The 17790-nt window shown below is 59.3% G+C and carries 15 protein-coding genes and 2 pseudogenes; 13 read left to right on the top strand and 4 right to left on the bottom strand.

Features of this window, described 5'->3' with window-relative positions:
* From BHQ40_RS16750 to BHQ40_RS16725, 6 genes and pseudogenes are all read left to right on the top strand, one after another.
* Positions 1–387, top strand: a pseudogene (locus BHQ40_RS16750) (hypothetical protein); the annotation flags it as partial.
* Positions 387–1526, top strand: a complete 1140-nt coding sequence (locus BHQ40_RS16745) for an FAD-dependent monooxygenase (RefSeq protein ID WP_070156966.1) — start codon at positions 387–389, stop codon at positions 1524–1526. The pseudogene BHQ40_RS16750 and the gene BHQ40_RS16745, both read left to right, overlap by 1 nt.
* 179 nt (positions 1527–1705) lie before the next feature.
* Positions 1706–2683, top strand: coding sequence for a VOC family protein (locus BHQ40_RS16740; protein ID WP_070156961.1), 978 nt, complete (start codon positions 1706–1708; stop codon positions 2681–2683).
* Between the two features lie 62 nt (positions 2684–2745).
* Positions 2746–3972, top strand: coding sequence for an NAD(P)/FAD-dependent oxidoreductase (locus BHQ40_RS16735; protein WP_070156960.1), 1227 nt, complete (start codon positions 2746–2748; stop codon positions 3970–3972).
* Between the two features lie 230 nt (positions 3973–4202).
* Complete coding sequence (locus BHQ40_RS16730; protein ID WP_070156959.1) at positions 4203–5237, top strand: IS110 family RNA-guided transposase; 1035 nt, start codon at positions 4203–4205, stop codon at positions 5235–5237.
* A 165-nt stretch (positions 5238–5402) separates the two neighbouring features.
* Positions 5403–5585, top strand: coding sequence for a hypothetical protein (locus BHQ40_RS16725; protein WP_139139338.1), 183 nt, complete (start codon positions 5403–5405; stop codon positions 5583–5585).
* 91 nt (positions 5586–5676) lie between these two features.
* Here the strand turns inward: BHQ40_RS16725 and BHQ40_RS16720 are convergent.
* The 4 genes and pseudogenes from BHQ40_RS16720 to BHQ40_RS16705 form a co-directional block, all read right to left on the bottom strand.
* Positions 5677–5944: pseudogene (locus BHQ40_RS16720) on the bottom strand (type IV secretory system conjugative DNA transfer family protein); the annotation flags it as partial.
* A gap of 35 nt (positions 5945–5979) precedes the next feature.
* The gene (locus BHQ40_RS16715; protein ID WP_070156956.1) at positions 5980–6621 is read right to left on the bottom strand and encodes a TetR/AcrR family transcriptional regulator; all 642 of its coding nucleotides are present in this window, start codon (positions 6619–6621) and stop codon (positions 5980–5982) included.
* A gap of 64 nt (positions 6622–6685) precedes the next feature.
* The gene (locus BHQ40_RS16710; protein WP_070156955.1) at positions 6686–7855 is read right to left on the bottom strand and encodes an alpha/beta hydrolase family protein; all 1170 of its coding nucleotides are present in this window, start codon (positions 7853–7855) and stop codon (positions 6686–6688) included.
* A 68-nt stretch (positions 7856–7923) separates the two neighbouring features.
* Positions 7924–10143 carry a TonB-dependent receptor gene (locus tag BHQ40_RS16705; RefSeq protein WP_171905883.1) on the bottom strand — a complete coding sequence of 740 codons (2220 nt, stop codon included), beginning with the start codon at positions 10141–10143 and terminating at the stop codon, positions 7924–7926.
* A gap of 446 nt (positions 10144–10589) precedes the next feature.
* On the opposite strand from BHQ40_RS16705, the gene BHQ40_RS16700 reads away from it, so the two are divergent.
* From BHQ40_RS16700 to BHQ40_RS16670, 7 genes are all read left to right on the top strand, one after another.
* Positions 10590–12230 carry a long-chain fatty acid--CoA ligase gene (locus tag BHQ40_RS16700; RefSeq protein WP_216094899.1) on the top strand — a complete coding sequence of 547 codons (1641 nt, stop codon included), beginning with the start codon at positions 10590–10592 and terminating at the stop codon, positions 12228–12230.
* Positions 12220–13254, top strand: a complete 1035-nt coding sequence (locus BHQ40_RS16695) for an SMP-30/gluconolactonase/LRE family protein (RefSeq protein ID WP_070156952.1) — start codon at positions 12220–12222, stop codon at positions 13252–13254. The genes BHQ40_RS16700 and BHQ40_RS16695 overlap by 11 nt, the downstream gene beginning before the upstream one ends.
* Positions 13254–14036: an SDR family NAD(P)-dependent oxidoreductase gene (locus BHQ40_RS16690; RefSeq protein WP_083276993.1), complete on the top strand. Its 783-nt coding sequence runs from the start codon at positions 13254–13256 to the stop codon at positions 14034–14036. The genes BHQ40_RS16695 and BHQ40_RS16690 overlap by 1 nt, the downstream gene beginning before the upstream one ends.
* Positions 14005–15129: a fumarylacetoacetate hydrolase family protein gene (locus BHQ40_RS16685; protein WP_216094898.1), complete on the top strand. Its 1125-nt coding sequence runs from the start codon at positions 14005–14007 to the stop codon at positions 15127–15129. Before BHQ40_RS16690 ends, BHQ40_RS16685 begins: the two co-directional genes overlap by 32 nt.
* Before the next feature lie 87 nt (positions 15130–15216).
* Entirely contained in the window at positions 15217–16221 is a 1005-nt protein-coding gene (locus tag BHQ40_RS16680) for an NADP-dependent oxidoreductase (RefSeq protein ID WP_070156950.1), read from the top strand.
* Entirely contained in the window at positions 16221–17396 is a 1176-nt protein-coding gene (locus BHQ40_RS16675; protein ID WP_070156949.1) for a CaiB/BaiF CoA transferase family protein, read from the top strand. The genes BHQ40_RS16680 and BHQ40_RS16675 overlap by 1 nt, the downstream gene beginning before the upstream one ends.
* Positions 17393–17788: a VOC family protein gene (locus BHQ40_RS16670; protein WP_070156948.1), complete on the top strand. Its 396-nt coding sequence runs from the start codon at positions 17393–17395 to the stop codon at positions 17786–17788. Before BHQ40_RS16675 ends, BHQ40_RS16670 begins: the two co-directional genes overlap by 4 nt.
* The last annotated feature ends 2 nt before the right edge of the window (positions 17789–17790 follow it).

Here is a 17790-nt window from a genome sequence, read left to right as displayed (position 1 = left end):
CTGGTGGCGATCGGCATGTACGGCTTTGGCGCTTTTGCGGTTGCTTGGCTGGCAACGCTCTCGGGAATGCCAAGCCCTGCCGAAATGTACATTCCGCCGTTGATCGTAGGTGCCGCGATGGGTTCGGAGTCCGATATCCTCGCTTACTTCGTGCGCCGGCTATTCGGTCAGAGGCACTATCCGGCAATCTACAACCGCCAACTCGCCGCTTATTTCCTGGGCGCCATGTCTGGTCCCTTGGTACTCGGCTGGACGTTTGACAGGCTGGATGCCCCTCGAAGCGGTCTCTGGGCTCTCGCAAGCGCTGGAGCCCTAGCTGTCCTCGTCTGCTTTCTGCTTCCGCGCGTGCGCCGCAAGATCGTGGCGGAAGTCGGGGGGGGATGGTGATGCCAGCAATCCGCAACGCGCTCGTAATCGGCGGCGGCATCGGCGGACTAACCGCAGGGGTAGCTCTGCGCCAATCGGGGATTGACGTCGACCTTGTTGAAACCAAACCGAACTTTAGTGTTTATGGGGTGGGCATTATACAGCCGAACAACACCCTTCGGGCGCTGGATCAGATCGGCCTTGCCGCGCGGTGCGTGGAGCTTGGCACACCGTTCCCGGGATGGCGGATCCACGACGCAGGCGGCAACTTCCTCATGGACGCGCCAAACGAAAGTCACGCGGCGCCGAAATTTCCATCTAATAACGGGATCACCCGTCCGGATCTTCATCGCATCCTCTACGAGGCCGCTTATGCTCATGGAGTCACGATTCATTTAGGGACCCAGGTGCACGCGCTGGACGACCGTTGCGATTACGTACGCGTTGAGCTGACTAACGGCCTGACGAGCGACTATGATTTGGTGATCGGTGCTGACGGTCTTTACTCGGAGACACGCAAGAGACTGTTCGGCGTCAGCGTTACCCCACAATTCACCGGGCAGGCCGTATGGCGGCATAATTTCGCGCGGCCGGACCATGTTCAGTGGGGCGAAATTCATATGGGGCCTCATAGCAAAGTTGGGCTCACGCCCCTGCGATCTGACCTCATGTACATGTTCCTGGTAACCTCGGAACTGGGCAATCAACGGGTCCCGGAGGACCAGCTCGCGGTGCTGATGCGCCAGCGGCTTGAAGGCTTTGGGGGCCTCATTTCGACTCTCCGTGATCAGATCACGGATCCAACCGAAGTCGTATACCGACCGATGGAAAGCCTTCTGCTGCCATCGCCCTGGCATAAAGGGCGCGTGATCATCATCGGAGACGCTGCACACGCCACGACGCCGCATCTGGCTCAGGGAGCGGCAATGGCGATCGAGGACGCCGTGCTTCTCGGTACGCTTCTGCGGCGAGACGCTTCACTAGAGAAGCTGCTTACCGAGTTTATGTCACGGCGCTTCAATCGGGCACGTTTCGTAATCGAAAGCTCTGACCGCATCGCCACTTGGGAGATGGAGCACTGGAGCGGGGTGAGTAATCCTGATGCACGGCCCGGGCAACTGCTCCACGAGGCGAGCCTTGCGCTGCTCGACGAGTATTAACACGGCATCGCCGCATTTCGACAAACAGCGGGATTAGAGACCGTCATGATCCCGGTGCGGGCTCGTTCTTGAAGTAGCGAATCACGGCATCAAGCACCGGCATTGCAGTCATCGCGCATCCCAATTTCCCGGCGCACACGATCCGAGCTTAGGTCGGCAGGCGAATAGAGGAATGTAGCATGACAATCTCTGGAATCGAACGCCTGGTCTACGCCGTCGACGATCTTGATCTCTGCGCGCGGTTTTTCGCGGACTTCGGCTTGCAACGGGATGAACTCTGGACCTCAGACATTTGCTTCAAGCTCCCGGAGGGCTCGCGCGTCATCCTGAAAAAGAGCGGCGATCCTTCTTTGCCAGTCGGTTCGAAGGTCGCCGGCACGGGGGTGCATGAGGTCGTGTGGGGGGTGGACAGCGAGGAGTCGCTTGATGCGCTCGTTGCGAAGCTACTTGAACAGACAGAGGTGGTTCAAGGCTCAGACGGCATTGCCCGCTTCGTGACGCCTTTCGGGATCGCGATGGGTCTCAAAGTCTTCACCAAGACGCCGGTCATCACCGCTCCCGATCCCGTCAACGCACCAGGTCACATCCGCAGGCTCAATCAACATCGGAAATGGCGCCGTCGCACGTTCCCCAAGGTCATTCAGCACGTGGTGTTCGCAGTCCCGGGTTACGAGGACGCCCATCGTTTCATGATCGAGACGCTGAACTTTCGCCTCTCCGATCACCAGCGCGGCTTTGGAACCTACCTCCGCGCAGATGGCGCATACAATCACCACAATATCCTGTTTCTCAACGCCAATGCTCCCCTCCCTGACATGGACGGTCGCCTTGTGTTCCACCATGCCAATTTCGGGGTGGAGGACATCGACGAACTCATGATCGGCGCGAACACGATGGTGCGAAAGGGGTGGGAACCGTCTCACTTTGGAATGGGGCGCCACCGGATCGATTCCGCTCTCTTTTACTACCTCCCCTGCCCGGCAGGCGGGGAAGCGGAGTACGGTGCAGACGGGGACTATGTCGACGACTCCTGGGTGCCGCGCGATTGGGACCACCCTCTCTTCGCCTATGCCCATTATGTTCACGACCTGCCCCCTTTCCTCCGGGAGGAACCGGTGTGGCACTTCAATTATCTTCCCGAGCAGGGCGTCAAATAGGTCTTCGGCTTGCGTCTCAATTCGTTGCCGCGGTCGGCTCCCGCATAGGAAGATCGAAACAGATGGAATACGCAGACGTCGTTATCGTTGGCGCCGGTCATGGCGGCGCCCAGTGCGCCATCTCGTTGCGACAGTACGGGTTCGAAGGTTCGATCTTGCTCGTAGGGCGTGAACCAGAGCAGCCTTATGAACGCCCGCCGCTGTCGAAGAGCTATTTGGCGCGCGAAAAAGAGTTTGAACGCCTCCTGATCCGGCCGCCGACTTTCTGGGAAGAGCGGCGGATAACCCTGCGGCTCGGCACCGAGATCATGGACATCGATCCGAAGTCGAAAATCCTGACGACGGATCGCGGCCATGCCATACGCTATGGTAAGCTCGTCTGGTCCGCAGGCGGCGATCCTGCCCGCCTGTCATGCTCAGGCCATGATCTGACGGGCGTGCATGTCGTGCGCACCAGAGCCGACTGCGATGCGCTCATGGCCGCGATCGACACCGGAGCGCAAAATGTCGTCATTGTCGGTGGTGGATATATTGGTCTGGAAGCTGCCGCTGTGCTCTCGAAGTTGGGCCTTCAGGTTACGCTATTTGAGGCAGCGCCCCGTGTTCTTGCACGGGTCGCCGGCGAGGAATTATCGGTATTTTTTCAGAATGAACATCGAAAGTATGGCGTTCAACTGCACACTGGCGAGGTCGTTGAGAGCTTGGAAGCCAAGGATGGTCATGTCACTGCCGTTCGGCTGCGGGGCGGAAAGAGGTTTCCCGCAGATGCGGTGATTGTCGGCATCGGCATCGTACCGGCAGTCCACGCCTTGGCTTCGGCCGGAGCGGCAGTGGACAAGGGTGTAATTGTAGACTCCTATTGCCGTACGTCTCTGGACGGTATCTATGCTATTGGCGATTGTGCGGTGCATGCTGAACTCTATTCTAATGGTCGGACAGCGCGCATTGAGTCCGTTCAGAACGCCAACGATATGGCTCAATGCGTCGCCAAGTCGCTGTGTGGCGATCCGCAACCCTATCGGTCGACCCCATGGTTCTGGTCCAACCAGTACGATCTGCGTCTTCAAACTGTCGGCCTGAACACGGGGTTCGACACGACCATTTTGCGAGGAAGTATAGAGGACCGCTCCTTTTCAATCATGTACCTGAGAGACGGAATAGTAATCGCAATGGACTGCGTCAACGCGGTCAAGGATTACGTTCAAGGCCGTAAGCTCGTCGAAAGTGGCGCTCGCCCTGACTTGCTGAAATTGGCTGACAGGGCAACTCCGCTTTCAGCTGTCACTTGAGCAAGATTATTTTTCCAAGGCCGCTGGCGGGGGCAAGCGCACCGACTCATTACGGCCGCTCACCTGACTCCGGGTTGCGGACATGGTCGCATTACAACGGGCCGGAAGTGGGACATTCGCGACTGTCGGCTTGCGAGGTGCCGTCGCAGGAAAGCTGATGGGGTGGACGCCCCCCGACGGCATCGATGTGCCAAAGTGGAGGTGTTGAAGCACCACTGAGGGAGGCGTCCGTGTCGCAGGTTATCACAATTGGGTTGGATATCGCCAAGACCGTTTTTCACGCGCACGGCGCTGACGAGCGCGGTGGCATGGTGTTCAGCCGCAAGCTGAGTAGGGCGAAGCTGCTCGACTTCTTCGCGGAGCAGCCGGGGTGCCTGGTCGCGATGGAGGCGTGTAGCGGCGCGCATCACTGGGCGCGTGAGCTGCAGACGATGGGTCATGAGGTCCGGTTGATACCGCCCGCCTACGTCAAGCCGTTCGTGAAGCGGCATAAAAACGATGCAGTCGATGCGGAGGCGATCTGCGAGGCGGTGCAGCGGCCGGGCATGCGTTTCGTCGCCGTGAAGAGCGAAGATCAGCAGGCGGCCGGGATGGTGTTCCGCACCCGCGATCTCATCGTTCGCCAGCGAACCCAACTCATCAATGCGTTGCGCGGGCACCTTGCCGAGTTTGGCTGGGTGGCTCCGCGGGGCCTGGCACAGGTGGCGATGCTCGCCGACCTCCTCGATGAGGAGGAGATGGCATCGTCGCTGCCGAAGGCGGCGCGCGCCATGCTGCGCGTCATGACCGAGATGCTCGCCGAGCTCGACGATCGCATCGCCGACTTGGACAAGGAGATCGCCCGGCGTGCGCGCGAGGACGAGGTGGCACGCAGGCTCATGACCATCCCCGGCATCGGACCGATCGCCGCCACCGCGATCGTCGCGCTCGCCCCGCCGGTAGAGACCTTCACCAAGGGCCGCGACTTCGCGGCGTGGCTCGGTCTTGCTCCACTCCAGCATTCGACCGGCGGACGGCAGAAGCTCGGGCGGATCTCGAAGATGGGAGAGCGCACTATCCGGCGGCTGCTCATTATCGGTGGCAGCTCGGTCGTCAGGCAGGCGACCGTGCACGGCGCGGCGGCGGGTTCATGGCTCGAGCGCATGCTGGCGCGCAAGCCGCGCATGCTCGTCTCGGTGGCGCTCGCCAATAAAATGGCGCGCATTGCCTGGGCGGTCATGACTAAAAACGAGGATTACAGAGCTCCGGCGGCGGTCGCGGCGTAAGCCAGGACAGCGGTCAGAGGCGTCGGGGACGTAAGCGGTCGAAGGAGGGTATGGCACAACAGTCGGCGAGACGGGGCCGGAAGAACCAGGGAATGGCCGAGCGCTAGCCAAGCGCGGAAAGCTGATGTGGTTCCGGTCCGCGAACTCCCATACTGGCCCGCAGCTATGGCGCTGCTCATCGAGGCCGGACAGATGACAGCATCCGACTACGTGCCGATCTACCCCGATTTACCGCTTGCATCCGAAGGGGCGTCCACAGAGGTCATTCACGAACCAAAAGAAAGCCTCGTTGCAGGGGGCGGCAACGCGCCCATTGCGGTCTTACATCAGGGATTCCTTCGAACCTAGAAGCGGACATGCTCCCTGCATCTCACTTGATTTCAAAATGCGCGACCAGCATATCCGTGAGCAAATTAGCTCGCTGGATAGGTTCGGCACCGGCAGTCCCTTCATCGGTCGTTTGCTCGCCGATACGGACATGGCGATTGTCGAGGATGGCGTCGTGCTCGCCGTAGACCTTCTCGATCTGGTTGAGCCTCTGCGCGATCAGGAACGCGCGCACGCCATAGCCAGCGAGGAAGGCGACGCTCGTCTCGAAGAAATCCAAGCGCCCGACCGCGGGGAACTCGTCGAGCATCGTCCGCAGGCGGTGACGGCCCTGTGCGGCTGATGTCGGACGTCGGCACGACGAGATAGAGCGAGATCGGGTGCGGGCTTCAAGGAGTTCAATAATATGATGAGCTTATCCTTGCATAACTTTATCGATTCCACCGGCAATGAATTTTAACATCAAGGGGTAAGAGTCGTTCGGATTGGCACTATTATACTTTCCCTCGGATATGGCTTCCACCCTTCGGGTCGCAGCGAATATACTGAGCATAACTGACACGCAAAATACTATCGCCCGAATTGATCTTTCGGAGTCTGCCTGTCCGTACATATCCCGTAAGGTATCTGCAAACATACGCGCCGTTTGATCGTAATGTTTAGTAAGTGATGCTGAATATTTTGCAGAGTATGCCGTTTGAGCAATTATCTCACCATAATTGCGCCAACGTTGATCGCCCGATCCGATTAAATTCAGGAACGGTTGGGTGAACGCTTCAGCGAATTTTGTGAGATCGCGACTGTCGTCGAGTATAAACTTGCGCAATTGCTCGCGACGGGCCGAATTGAGCGCATCACTGCGCCGCGTTATCACTGCATCGATGAGCTGGTCTTTTGATGGGAAATGGTAGGTCACCAAGCTCAGCGCCACATTGGCATGCTTAGCGACCTCTCTTACCGGAACTCCATCAAAGCCCGACTGCGCGAACAACTCTTCAGCTGCATCGAGGATCGTCGTCCGCGCACCCCCAGAATTTTTGGCCAACGTCTTTGCCATCTTTACCCTCACGCAACCTCTTCCTGCGTATCCCCACCGGGTAAGAGAAACGCAAGGGGCGGGATCAGCCTCGGGCCGTCTTGCCCCCAAAGATTTCTGCTACCCAGTCAAACATGTACTGGGAGTGGGACGCAATCAGATCGATGCCGCAATGTTCGCTGCTACCTTCGGCGATGGAAAAGACTTTGATCTCGGCCCGTGGGCTGTTAACGGCCTCCGCGATGCAGCGTTCCGCGAAGCGCAAGGGCACCAACCGATCATTTTCGCCGTGCAGCACAAGATAAGGCACTTTCAATCCTGCGAGATGGCCTTCCAGCGTGCGCTTGCGAAATTCATTCCAAGCCTCCTGCAAGTTGTCCTTACCCATCACACTCCGCATCTGATCAGGAAAGTCCAGGCCTCGAAGCGGGCGCTCGGGATGATGGATCATGCTTTCAAACTTGAAACGGAGGCACTCCGAGTCGTAAAAAGCGCCAAATGATACGCATAGCTTGAGACGCGGTTCGTAGATGGCTGCCCGTGGTGCATCATAGCCACCATTACTGCACCCGATAACACCGATCCGATCGCTATCAATTGCTGGATGCTGTTCCAGGCGGTCAATAAAAGCGCTGGCGCATCTTTCCGAGTCCACAGGTTTTGTCATGCCGTGAAGGCGTGCGGATTCACCTGTACCTTCTTGATCCATGAACAGCACAGCAATGCCCCGCTTCACCGCCTCTTCGCCAGCGAACCCGTATTGCATCTCTTTGATACCGTCGAAGCCGTTGAACAAAATCACCGCCGGGAATGGGCCATCGCCCTCGGGCAGCCGGAGATACGCGGCCAGCGATGCATCACCATACGGAATCTCGATTCTTTCGGTTCTATGCCCGAGCAGTTTTACGCCTTTGGCAAACAAGTCGCTGGCCTTCCGGTACGCCATCAGCTTGCGCGGATCCTTCCAGCCGGCATGCCGTTCGGCGATGAAGCCATATTGTGCCGCCCGATAGTAACGCGCGCCTGCCGAGAATTCCCAACCTTTACTCAGCAGCTCATCGCCTTGAAGCTTGACCCGCTCTGACACTGACATCCAGCTTTGGAACCAGGCCTCGTTTGCAACGGCGAGCGGAGCTTCGGCGAGCGGTACGAGCGGTTTGCAGGCTTCATGCACTTCTGACAGTTCGCCGCCCATTGACAGCGCGCATCCCACGCTCAGTGTCCATCCGGCGTTAGATGGGAAATATTCAAACATTGTCACACCTCGTTCTACCAATACTTCTGACGCGGAATATCAGCTCGTGCTGGGTTCCTGCTTCGGGTTTAGAAGCGCTTGCCGATTTTGATGCCATACATGCGAGGCGGCAGATACTGCGCCGCAATAAACGCACCGACAGCGCCGCTCGAGACGATCGAACCGGACTTGACCAATCGATTGGCGATGTTGCTCATGAACAAGCTGGCATACCAATCATTGTTGCCCTCATAACGGATGTTTGCGTTGAATAGTGTGTAGGGTTTTTGACTGTTTGTCAGATTGTTGAAAGGCGAGAAATAAACGCGCGAAGACGTGAACATCTCGCCACGCACCGTAATATTTCCGCTGGAAATGGGTGTGGAGTATTCTGCACCGAGCTTGCCTGTCCACTTGGGTGCGTTTGAAAGCAAGTTTCCGGACAAATCCGGATTCTGAGACGGAAGGGCAGGATTTACGGCGGTATAGGAAGACAGGCGCGCATGATTGTAGGATCCAAAGCCATCTAGCGTCAGATGATCCCCGATCGCCAGCCGCACCTCAGCCTCGACACCGTCTATCTTTGCGGAGGCCGCGTTGCGGATCTCTGTAACGGTACCGACGATCTGCCCGACCTGAAGGTCTTTATAATCATAATGGTACACCGCGATATTCGTCGTGAGGGCGCGATCGAACCATTCTGCCTTCAAACCTGCTTCGTAGCTCCAGATCGTTTCTGGCTGAAAGGCCGGGGTGACCGCCCCGACGGCGAAACCTCCGCTTTTAAAGCCTTTCTGGACGTTCACGTAGATCATCTGACGAGGACTGAATTTGTATTGCGCACCGAACTTGGGGGTGAAAGCATTGAACCGGACGGCGTTGGGGATCGAAACGCAAACGACGCAGGGCATTGCCTGTCCAGGACGTCCTCGGGTGTTCACAGGCCCATTCGTGAAGATATACTCATCTTCGATCCGCTTCTTCTCGCTGGAATAGCGACCGCCCGCCGTCACGGTCAGCTCCGGCGTGATGTGATAGCTCAACTCGCCAAATCCCGCGAAAGCCTTGGTGTAAAGCGTGCCGCCCTGAAAGACGCGGGACAAAGCCGGGGCGAGGAAGGGCGGGAACTGTGCATTGGTCCGGGCGAAATTCTTCTCGTCGAAGTAATAGGCCCCCAAAATCCAATCAATTACGCCGCCGCTACGTCCGAGTTGCAATTCCTGTGAGAAGGTATGGTAATTTTCTTCTCGAGTAGCGAATGATCCAAGTTGCGCAGTTCCGTCGAAATCACTGTAAAAGTAAGATTTGCCATCGCGATATCCGCTGATCGCCGTAAGATCAGCGAACGATAGCTCGATCTTTGACGTGAGGGTTAGGCCATATTGTTCGGGCCTATAGCCAGCCTGCGCATCCTGATTTACGTCGCGAGGGTTCGCCGGAATAGAAAACCCCCGATTGATCGCCGTGTTGGCATTGCACACGGGCGCAACACACCCTTCAAAGTGCAGAGCGTTGGCGGAGTCGTCGCGCTTGAAATACTCGCCGGCCAACAGAAAGCTGACGGTCTCGCTCGGTGAAAAATCTAGCATCGCCCGGATGGATCGGCTTTTTACGTCGTCGACATCCTTGCCGTTGAAAAGATTCGTTCCCCAGCCGTCACGGTCCTCGAGCTTAGCGGCGATACGTCCGCGCAACTTTTCTCCGGCAAGGGGGCCGCTGATCGCGCCTTCGACAGATATCGCGTTATAATTACCGTAGGAAAAATCCACATAGCCTTCGAGAGAACTGGTCGGCTTGCGCGATATTATGTTGATCGCGCCACCTGTTGCGTTGCGCCCATACAGCGTGCCCTGAGGGCCTCGCGCTACCTCAATGCGCTCTACGTCATACAGAGAGGATAGTCCTGCTGCAGGACGGGACTGATAAACGCCGTCGCTGTGAATGGCTACGCTGCCGTCTGCGCCAGCCGTGACGATGTCGTATCCGATGCCACGAATGGCGACGACACCCGAGCCGTTGCGCAGCGATATATTGACGTTGGGAATGGAGGTTTGGAGATCAGATATATTGCTGATTGGAGCGCGCTCCAACGCTGCGCCACCCAGCGCGGTAATCGCCATTGGGATGTCCTGCAGCCGCTCAGAACGACGCTGAGCGGTGACGATAATGTCCCCGGCGTCCGTTCGAGCCTCCTCCGCCGGCACAGGAACAGCAGTCGTCGCGGGCACCTGCTGCTGCGCATGCGCGATTGCAGGTGAGGCCAGACACAACGCGCTGGTTGAAAGCCTTAGAATGGTGATTGAAGACATGTCGAAATTCCTCCCCAGATTACAGGCAAGGCGTCCAGATCGGCACCCGCCCTTTTGCATCCCCGTACGAAGGAAAATGATCTGAAAGGCTAGTCTCACCGAGCGTCAAGCCGCCGGTGGACTAACCTCGACCTTCGACCACGCTCGGTATGCGCAACACGCGCAAGCCGATCTTTTTCCTGTACGTACGTTCCTACTTATTCTCGTTTCGATGTTTGTCAAGCGGTGCTCATTTGATGCCATCAAGCGACGGATGCCGGCAGTCGTCAATCATTACCATATGCTGACTCCAACGCGGTAAGCCGCCTGTGAGCGTAAATTATACAAATTGTTTCACTCATCGATTCCACCGGAACATGTCGGGAAACTGAAAACCATTTACAATAGATAGGAACGTACGTACAGTTCAGATCGAATCAAAGGACATAGGTTGGGAGAGTTCGGAAATGCGAGGGTTGATGCAGGATCGGCCGTTGATGATCAGCGGCATCCTCGCCTATGCCGCAGCGGCGCATGGTGAGCGCGAGATCGTCTCCCGACTCATCGACGAACCGGTCTGGCGCTATGACTATGCCGCTTGCGCTGCCCGCGTCGCTCAAGCGGCAAATATGTTGCGGGCTATCGGCATCGGTCCGGGCGATAGGGTCAGTTCACTCGCCTGGAACACCCATCGGCATCTAGAGCTCTTTTATGCCGTCCCGGGCATCGGAGCTGTGCTGCAAACCGCCAATCCGCGCCTACACGAGGACCAGATAGCCTATACGATCAACCATGCGGGCAGCAGCGTTCTCTTTTTCGAGCGCGATTTCCTGCCGCTGGTCGAACGGCTAAAGTCCCGCATTCCGCTCGTTCGCCGTTACATCATGCTGTCCGACGCCGACCGGCTCGATGCCGGTGAGGTCGGGGCGGAGAGCTATGAGACGCTGATCAGCGGATACCCTGCCGACCATAGCTGGCCAACATTCGACGAGAATAGCGCCGCAATCCTGTGCTACACCTCGGGCACGACCGGTGTCCCCAAGGGAGTGCTGTATTCGCATCGGTCGATCGTCTTGCACGGCATCGCCGGCGGGCTGAGCGGCGCGCTGGCCTTCTCTGCCTTTGACTGCGTCATGCCGTGCAGTTCGCTCTATCATGCGACAGCCTGGGGCATCCCGTTCATAGCCCCGATAAATGGCTGCAAACTCGTACTTCCTTGCGACAAGATGGATGGTGAAAGTCTGCACGAACTGATCGTCGGCGAAGGCGTGACCTTCACCAACGGCGTGCCGACGATCTGGACCATGTATTTGGCCCATCTGGAGCAGCACGGGCTCTCGCCCGAGACACTCGACCGCGTCGTCATCGGCGGATCGGCGGTGCCGAGGATCATGGCCGAAACCTTTCAGCGCAGATACAATGTAAAGGTCCGCCAAATTTGGGGCATGACCGAAACGAGCCCGCTGGGCGTTCTGGCAACGCCGACACCGCGGCTCACCGCGCTGGGCAAGGATCAGTGCGACGAGACCATCTGGACGCGGGCGGGCCGGCTTCAGTTCGGGATCGAGCTGAAGATCACCGATGAAGATGGTCGCGAAGTGTCTCGCGATGGCGAGACATCGGGGCGGCTTTTCGTTCGAGGGCCTTGGGTGATCGATCGTTATTTCGAGAGTGACGCCCCCGGCGCCGATGCAGACGGCTGGTTCGACACCGGCGACATCGCGACACTCGACCAGCTCGGCTATCTTCGGATCACCGATAGGGCGAAGGATGTCATCAAGTCCGGCGGCGAATGGATTAGCTCGATCGATATCGAGAATGTCGCGGTCGCCTGTCCGGGCGTGCGCTTTGCCGGCGTGATCGGCGTCTATCATCCGAAATGGGAAGAGCGTCCCCTGCTGGTTGTCGAGCCTCAGCCGGGCGCTGTAGTTACGCCCGACGAGGTACGGTCATTTCTTTCGGAGCGGATCATCAAATGGTGGCTGCCCGATACGATCCTGATTTCCGACATGCCGCTCACCGCGACCGGGAAGGTCGATAAAAAGCGCCTGCGCGAAATACACGCCAAGCAACCATCTCACAGCGAAGGAATTGTTCATGCCGAGTAACCCGATCGACGGCTTTGAGGTCGATCCGGCAAGTCTCGCGTCGATCGGCCGGGACCTGCAGCGCCCCGAATGCATCCTCGCCGAAGCCGACGGCACGATATGGTCCGCCGATGCGCGCGGCGGCGTGGTTCGGATCGCCACCGATGGTTCGCAGACGCTGATCGCCCAGGGCGACGCCGTCCCGGCGAGCGCGACCGAACAGTTCACGCGGATAGTCAACGACACCCTGCCCAACGGCATGGCCTTCGCGCGCAACGGCGACATACTGATCGCTAATTTTGGCACCGACCGGCTCGAAGTGATGAAGCGTACGGGGGAGAGCTCCGTCCTGTATGATGCCATCAACGGCAGGCCGTTCGGGCGGGTGAACTTCGTCCTGCGCGATAGCCGCGACCGGCTGTGGCTGACCGTGTCGACCCGTGTGCCCGACCTTATCATGTCGATGACCCCTTCGGTGCGGGACGGCTACATCGCGCTCGCCGACGAAAAGGGGATTCGCATCGTTGCCGACGGCCTCCATTTCACAAACGAAATCCGCCTCGATGCCAAAGAAGAGTGGCTCTACGCAGTGGAAACGTGCGGAATGAGGGTCACCCGATTCCGCGTCGCCGACGATGGCACGCTCAACAGCCGCGAAACTTACGGCCCGGACAATCATGGCCGGATGATCGACGGTATCGCCTTCGACAGTTTCGGCAATCTCTGGGGCACGCACATCTTTACTGATCGGATCTTCGCGATCACTCCGGATGGCGATCTGCGTATCATCCTGGACGACGACCGCGACTCCGAAGCTGGACGGCAATTGCTCCAGGCCTATGCCGAGGAGCAGCTCACGCCAGAGCTAATGCTTGCCTGCGGCAGCGCGCTGGCGCCGTGGATGGCGAGCGTCACGTTCGGCGGGCCGGACCTCAGCACCGTTTATATCGGCAGCCTGAGAGGCACGACGATTCCCTTCTTTCGTTCGCCCGTGGCTGGGGCGCCGCCGGTCCACTGGGCCGATCAACGTCTGGAGCGCCGCTGATGACGACGAGCCTCGGCTTGGCGGGAAAGCGCGTTCTCGTGACCGGCGCCGCCAGTGGGATCGGACTAGAGACAGCACGATTGCTAGCAGAGGAACAGGCCGTCCTCATTCTGATGGATCGCGACCAGGAAGCGCTCGCGAGCATCACCCGCGAACTCGGCGCGGTGGCGAGTGCTGGCGGCGACGTGACGCGGGAACAGGATTGCGAGGCGGTGGTCGCTGCGGCGACCGCCGCGGCCGGTGGCCTCGACGGGCTGGTGCATTGCGCCGGCGTCAGCGACCGCGTCGCGAAGGCCTTCGAGATCGATATCGACGAGTGGCAACACATAGTCGATGTCACGCTTCGCGGCACCTTCCTCGCCTGCCGCGCCGCAGCCCGCGTGATGATGCCGCAGCAGCGCGGATCGATCGTAGCGATGTCGTCCATAAGAGGCCTGATCGGTAGCCCGCGGCGCCACGCTTACGGCCCTGCCAAGACGGCGGTTGCGATGATGGCCAAGAATCTCGCCTGCGAATGGTCGTTGAGCGGGGTTCGCATCAATGCGGTAGCGCCGGGCTTCATCCGGACGCCAATGACTGACCGTCTAATCGCGGAAGGCAAACTTGACGAGAAGCTCCTCACCGATCGCACGCCGATGGGCCGGCTGGGGGCGCCAGCCGAGATCGCGCGCGCGACCGCGTTCCTTCTGTCGGACTGGTCAAGCTACATTACTGGCGTGACGTTGCCCGTCGATGGCGGATGGGTCGCCTATGGCGGCGCCGGTCCAGTCGAAACGCATTGACCATGTTCGTCAAAGCATTTTGCAAAACAGGAGAGCCCTCGTGAAGCTGGCGACATTTATCAAGGACGGTCAGGCGGTGCCTGGCGTCGTCGCCGATGGTGGCGATGCGCTGATCGACATCGTAGCGGCCGCCACTGCTCAGACCGGCTCGGCGCCACGTCATCTCGCCAGCATCCAGGCCATTGTCGAGGCGGGCGATATGGCGCTCGCCGATCTTCATACCATCGTTCGCCAGTCCGGGACGGATCATCGGGTCGCCCTCGCCGATGTGCGGCTGCTCGCGCCGATACCGCGCCCTGTACAGATCCGCGACTTTCTAGCCTTCGAGAAGCACATGATTCAGGCCTATGACGGCATACGCCGGCTTCGGGCGAGCCTGGCGGACGATCCGCCAGCCTACATGGAGATGATGGAACGCAAGGGTATCCTTCGCGTGCCCGACGCCTGGTACGAGAACCCGCTATACTATCGTGTAAACCCTGCAAATGTATGTGGAACCGGCACCGACGTGCACTGGCCGGCTTACAGCAAGAAAATGGATTTCGAGTTCGAGTTCGCCTGCGTCATCGGCAAGCGAGGCAAGGATATCAGCGTCACCGACGCGCGAAGCCATATTTTCGGCTACATGATATTCAATGACCTGTCCGCGCGCGATGAACAGGCACGAGCCATGCCTGGGCAGATGGGGCCGGGCAAGGGCAAGGATTTCGATAATTCCAAGCCCATGGGACCGTTCCTGGTGACAGCGGACGAGATCGGCGACCCCTATGCGCTCGCCATGACCGCGCGCCTGAATGGTGAATTGTTTGTCACGGCTTCCTCGTCCGAAATGAATTGGCGGTTTGAGGAACTCATTGCCTACATCTCGCAATCGGAAACCCTTGAGCCTGGGGAGATCTTCGGATCGGGCACGGTCGGTGACGGATGCACTATCGAGACTGGCCAGGTGATCGCTGACGGCGACGTCGTAGAACTCGAAATGGAAAAAATCGGCGTTCTGCAAACGCGCTTCATCGCCAATGCGCACGAAGGCGTACGGCGCGTTTCTGTCATGCCGCACAACGTTGTCGGCGAAGCGAGCGCCGTCGCATGACCCAGAACAAATCCGGCTGCGACATCACGATTGCGCAACTCGACTGGGATCGAGCGCTTGTCTGGCACTTCAAGGAGCACGCTACGCATGCCCGGTAACAAACAGGTCCTCGTTGCGGGCCGACCTGCGGCCATTCCGCAGGCCGAGCATTTCGAGATCGTCGACAACGAACTGCCTGCTGCCGCACCAGGCGAAATATTGGTCCGCAACCTTTTCCTCTCGGTCGATCCCGCCATGCGGGGCTGGCTGGCCGATACCAGCAACTATTCCCAACCGATTGAAATCGGATCGGTAATGCGCTCGTTGGCGGTGGGCGAGATTGTCGAAAGTCACGTGCCCGGCTTCGTGGCGGGTGAACGAGTAATGGGTTGGTTCGGGTGGCAGCAGTTCGCTGCCGTGACGTCGGATGCGGTGATCCGCAAAGTCGAGGATTTCGATCTGGCGCCGTCGCTCGCCTTGGGCATTCTCGGTCTCAACGGCGTCACCGCCTTGCTGGGTCTGGAGAAAGTCGGGCGGCCGAATGCCGGCGATACGGTCGTCGTTTCGACCGCCGCAGGTGCGGTCGGCTCAGCAGTTGGTCAGATCGCCAAGCTTCTCGGCTGCCGGACGATCGGCATAACGGGCGGGCCGGAGAAGCTTGCCATCTGTCGCGATGAGTTCGGTTACGACGTGGCGATCGACTATCGGGCCCCCGACCTCGATCGGAGCTTGGCTGCTGCCTGCCCGCAGGGCGCAAATGTCTATTTCGACAATACGGCTGGCCCGATCAGCGATGCGGTCTATCGGCAACTCGCGCTTCGTGCTCGCGTCGTCGCCTGCGGAACGGCCTCCGTGGCGTCCTGGAGCCCTGTCCCGAGCGGTCCGCGCGTCGAGCGCATCGTCATGACGCGACGCGCGCAGATCGGCGGATTCGTGGTTCTGGACTATATGGACGAGTTCAAGTCCGCCGGCATTCGGCTTGCCCAGTGGGTGCGCGAGGGAAAGTTGAAGTATCGCGAGGAGATCGTGAACGGGATCGAGCAGTGTCCCGGCGCAATCGCCGACCTCTACCATGGCCGTAACTTCGGCAAACGGCTTATCCGGCTGGTCTGATGGCGGATGTGGCGAAATCCACTCCCGCGTCGGGCCCACTGGCGGGCCTGCGCGTGATCGAGTTTGCGGGCATCGGCCCCGGTCCGCATTGCGCGATGCTTCTGTCGGATATGGGCGCCGACGTTCTCCGTGTCGATCGCAAAGGTGGAAATGGTTGGCCAAATCCAGTCGTTGATCGTGGACGGGCTACTGCGGTCGTCGATATTCGCAGTGCTGAAGGGCGCGCATTTTGCCTCGACGCGAGTGACCATGCCGACGTTGTGATCGAAGGCTTTCGTCCGGGGGTCATGGAACGCTTGGGCCTCGGCCCCGAGGTGATGCGTAAGCGCAATCCGCGCCTGATCTATGGCCGGATGACGGGCTGGGGACAGGATGGGCCGCTCGCATCTACCGCCGGACACGACATCAACTATATCGCGCTGTCCGGCGCACTGGCGGCGATCGGAAAGCCTGGCGCCCCGGCGACTGTGCCTTTGAACCTCGTTGGCGACTTTGGCGGCGGCTCCATGTTCCTCGCCGTTGGAATATTGAGCGCCTTGTGGGAGCGTGGGCGATCTGGCGTGGGTCAGATTGTGGACGCGGCTATCGTCGACGGGGTGGCCTCGCTGATGACCATGTTCGCCGGCCTTCTCCCTGCAGGACGCATATCGCTCGCACGGGAAGATAATGTCCTCGGCGGCGCGGCACCTTACTATCGCACCTACCTTTGCGGCGACGGTAGGGAGATTTCCGTCGGTGCCATTGAACCCCAGTTTTTCGCAGCATTTCTCGAGAAGCTTGGGCTTGACGCTTTCTTGCCGGATCAGCACCGCAAGAAGCGCTGGCGTGCTTTGACACAGTCGTTGGAAAAGATCTTTCTCACGCACCCGAGAAGCTATTGGACGGAATTGTTTGCAGGGACCGACGCCTGCGTAGCGCCTGTATTGGAACTGCACGAAGCATTTTCCCAGCCGCATTTGCAGGCGAGAAACTCCTACGAAATGCGCGACGGCGTCATGCACGCGATGCCCGCTCCCCGCTTCTCCCGCACGCCGAGCGCGATCCGTGGCTCAGCCGACGGCGCGAACCTGCTTGCCGGTTGGAAGGCCGCGAGTTCAACCGAGGCAACCGCTGCGACGGGCACACATAGAGTGCACGAGGATCAGTCCGACAAACCAGAGGAAATCGACCTGTGACTATCACGCCCGACAGACAGGCAATCGACGTCGGCATTCTCGTGTCTGACATCGATCGTAGCCTCGCTTTCTACCAGACGATTCTCGGCCTCGAAAAGGTCGAGGAAATCGAGGTTTGGTTCGGTCGCTTTCACCGCCTCCGCTTCGGCGAGAGCTTCGTCAAGCTCGTCGATCCGCTTGTGCCGGCCGCCGCCAACCGGCCGAAAATCGAGGACCAGAGGGGCATTCGCTATTTGACCTTCCCCGTCCGGAATATCGACGAGATTTGCGCCACTTGCGAGCAGGCTGGAGTGCCTTTCGAAAAGCACAGGCTCGAGCTTCGTCCAGGGGTGTTCATTGCGATGGTCCGCGACCCCGACGGCACAATCATCGAATTCGTTGAACGGCGATAAGC

This window comes from Sphingobium phenoxybenzoativorans (assembly GCF_001757355.1).
Classification (GTDB): Bacteria; Pseudomonadota; Alphaproteobacteria; order Sphingomonadales; family Sphingomonadaceae; genus Sphingobium; species Sphingobium phenoxybenzoativorans.
Note: the sequence above shows the minus strand (reverse complement) of the source record. Positions and strands in the feature narration are given on the sequence as shown.